Below are 2,763 nucleotides of genomic sequence, written 5' to 3'. Positions count from 1 at the left end.
CGGCGGACGAAGACGTGCCGTCGACATCTGCACCCGACCGTCGGTGATGACGACGCCCTCGGCGCGCAGGGCCTCCAGTTGAGTCGTGCGCAGATGTGGTGCGGGACGGCCGGATACGCCGATCACCCGATGCCACGGCAGGTCGAGCGAATCGGTGCGCATGATCCAGCCGACGATGCGCGGGCTGGACAGGCCCGCGGCCTCGGCGAGGTCGCCGTACGTCGACACCCGTCCGGACGGGATCTGCGCCACCAGGGCTCGTACCCGCTCGACCTGGTCATCGGTGATCGGCGCCATCGATCACCCCGCGGCGACCGACGCCACGGCCTCCCGGATGAGCCGCGCGGTCAGTTCCGGGCGCGACAGCGGCACCATGTGGTCACAGTCCTCGTGGTGCAGCATGAACCGCTCACCCTGCTGTGCGGCGAGGTCGGCGAGGAAAGGCGCAGGCGCATAGGGCGGCTGGACCTTGTCGGCGACCACCAACCGGACGTCGATGCCGGGCGCGGGCAACACGTATGGGCGGGCGAGCTCACTCCAGGTCGTCGTGACCGCGGGGAGATGCACCCGCCACGACATCCGACCGTCGTCGGCCACGAGCAGATGCTCGGCGATCTCGGCCTCGAGGAGCGCGTCGGGCACCTCCCACCACGCCTCGGCCCGCTTGCGATCCCAGGCGTCCTGCCGGTCCCGGAGATACCAGCTGTCGAGGTTGGCCGCGGCCACCTCCGACATGACCGCGCCGTCGAGACCGATGGCCGGATCCAGCAGGACCAGTCCGGCCACCCTGGCCGGCTCGACGCGGGACAGATGGATCGCAAGCGCACCGCCGAAGGAGTGCCCGACGACGACGACCGGGCCGTCGGTGTGGGTGTCGAGAACTTCCACGATCGCCGCGACCTGCGCCTCGATCGTCCACGGTGCATCCCACGACGAATGGCCGTGACCGAGCAGATCGGGGGCGACGATCCGCAGTTCCGGCAGGTGATCGTCAGCCAGCGTCGTCCACCGCCTGCCGTGCCCGGTCACACCGTGCAGGGCCAGTACCGTGGTCCCGTCGGCCGGTCCGAACACCGGCACCGTCAGAGCTGTCATGGTGGAGATCATGCCGGATCCACGACGACCCGGGGCTGTCGCACCGTCGTGATCTCATCGGTGCGCACAGGCCACGGGAACCGATCGGAGGGCCACACATCGACGAGGGGAGGGATCGCATGACGCAGCCGTCCCGAGGATCCTCGCCACGCCGTGTCGAGGTCCGGGCCACGCTCGTGACGCCCCCTCGGGCGGCCTCGACCGACCACGTGTGGGACGACGATGCGGCCGCTCTGATCGCCGGCACCGCCCCGATCGAGGCGGACGAACGATCGGGCTGGCATCCGTTCCGGGTCACCGGCGGTCCCGGGACCGGCAAGACCGCGCTGCTCGCCGACATCGCGGTCGCCCGCCTCACCGATCCCGACACCGACCCCGAGTCGGTACTCGTGTTGGCCGCGAACCGCCGCGCCGCGGCCCGGCTGCGGGAGCAGATCAGCGCCCGCGTGCTCGACGCGTCCACGCAGCGCAGTGACCTGCGACGGTCCACGCGGGAGCCGCTGGTCCGCACCATCCACTCGTACGCGTTCGCGGTCCTGCGACTCCAGGCCGCCGCATACGGGAACCCACCGCCGCGCCTGATCACCGGGTCCGAGCAGGACGCCGTGCTGCGCGAGCTGCTCGCCGGCGACATCGACGACGGCGCACGCCACTGGCCCGAGCGGCTCCGACCGGCCCTGGGCACCGACGGCTTCGCCCAGGCGCTGCGTGACCTGATGATGCGCGCCGCCGAACGCGGCATCGGGCCGGAAGGTCTCATCGCCCTCGGCCGCGAACACCGCCGCGAGGAATGGGTGGCCGCCGGGATCGCCTACCGCCAGTACGAGCAGAGCATGCTGCTGCGCGGTGCCGTCGGGGTCGAGGCGCCGCAGGCGTCGGCTCCGGCCGTCGACGCCGCCGAACTCATCGGCTCCGCACTCACCGCCCTCTCCGGCGACGCGGTGTTGCTCGACCGCGAGCGCGCCCGGATCCGCCACCTCCTCGTCGACGACGCCCACCACCTCGACCCGCACGCCGCGGCCCTGGTGCGGCTCATCGGGACCGGCACCGAGGTCACCGTGATCGCCGGTGACGGCGACCAGTCGATCTACGGGTTCCGCGGCGCCAGTTCACGTTTCCTCGACACCCTCGTGCCGGCGGGTGGCGACCACGACGTGGTCCTCGAGCTGAACCACCGCAGCGCCCACGGGGTCGCGGCGGTGGGAGCCGGCATCGCGGCGCGTCTGCCCGGCTCGCGCATCCACCCGCCGACGCGGGGTGTGCGGACCGACACCGAGACCGGCGGCCGACCCGCGGTCACCGTGACCTCGTACTCGTCGGCGGCGAAGGAGGCGACGGCGGTCGCCGACGCGTTGCGGCGCGCGCATCTGTTCGACGGTGTCGCATGGTCGGACATGGCGGTCATCGTGCGGTCGGTCCCGAGGGCCATCGCGCCGCTGCGACGTGCCCTGCGCTCGGCCGGTGTGCCGGTGGTGACCCCCGCGACCGAGATGCCGCTGCACCGACAGCGCGCCGTCGCGGCACTGATGACCGTCCTGCGTGCGGTCGAGCGCCCTCTCGACGCCGACGAGATCGTCGAACTGCTCACCGGCCCGGTGGGCGGCGCCGATCCGACCGCCCTGCGCCGGCTGCGCCGTGGCGTGCGTCGCGTCGACACCGAGCTGCGTG

3 protein-coding genes are annotated in these 2,763 nt (G+C 72.5%); 1 reads left to right on the top strand and 2 read right to left on the bottom strand.

Annotation, left to right across the window (positions count from 1 at the left end; genetic code table 11):
* Together JHC79_RS21620 and JHC79_RS21615 are read right to left on the bottom strand one after the other, a co-directional pair.
* On the bottom strand, nucleotides 1-297 hold a 297-nt coding region (locus tag JHC79_RS21620; RefSeq protein ID WP_296394770.1), incomplete at its 3' end, for an MGMT family protein.
* A gap of 3 nt (nucleotides 298-300) precedes the next feature.
* Complete coding sequence (locus tag JHC79_RS21615) at nucleotides 301-1,095, bottom strand: alpha/beta fold hydrolase (RefSeq protein ID WP_296394768.1); 795 nt, start codon at nucleotides 1,093-1,095, stop codon at nucleotides 301-303.
* Nucleotides 1,096-1,214: 119 nt separating this feature from the next.
* On the opposite strand from JHC79_RS21615, the gene JHC79_RS21610 reads away from it, so the two are divergent.
* A partial coding sequence (locus tag JHC79_RS21610) for a UvrD-helicase domain-containing protein (RefSeq protein WP_296394766.1) occupies nucleotides 1,215-2,763 on the top strand: 1,549 nt, incomplete at its 3' end.

Source organism: Williamsia sp. (genome assembly GCF_016462415.1).
Lineage (GTDB): Bacteria > Actinomycetota > Actinomycetes > Mycobacteriales > Mycobacteriaceae > Williamsia_A.
This window is presented reverse-complemented; position numbering and strand designations above follow the sequence as displayed.

What these genes read in the sequence shown, in the direction of transcription:
- JHC79_RS21615 (WP_296394768.1), bottom strand. Translation starts at nt 1,095, where the DNA reads ATGACAGCTCTGACGGTGCCGGTGTTCGGACCGGCCGACGGGACCACG.